1 pseudogene is annotated in these 386 nt (G+C 68.4%); it reads left to right on the forward strand.

Annotation, left to right across the window (positions count from 1 at the left end):
• Positions 1 to 386 (forward strand): annotated as a pseudogene (gene lacZ, locus AC6BYQ_RS08265) (beta-galactosidase); the annotation flags it as partial.

The following is a 386-nucleotide window of genomic DNA, read 5'->3' on the forward strand; positions in this document are numbered from 1 at the left end:
AGCCTGCTGCACAAACCCGCCGCGCACCTGAGCGATATCCGCCTCACCACCCCGCTGCATGACAGCTTTACCCGCGGCGAACTGGTGGTAACGGCGCGTGCCAACCGGCCCGGCCCACTGCAAGTACAGGTGCAACTGTGGCGCGACGGCGCCCAGGTGGCCGAACGCACCCAGCCACTCGGCGGCGAGATCGTGGACGAACGCGGCGCCTATGACGACCGCGTCACGCTGCGCCTGCCGGTGGAACGCCCGGCGCTGTGGAGCGCCGAAACGCCCGCGCTGTATCGCGCCACCGTCGCCCTGCTCTCCCCCGAGGGGGAGATTATCGAAGTGGAAGCCTATGACGTCGGCTTCCGCCAGGTGGAAATCAGCGGCGGGCTGTTGAA

Source organism: Serratia sp. LTN-2 (assembly GCF_059740205.1).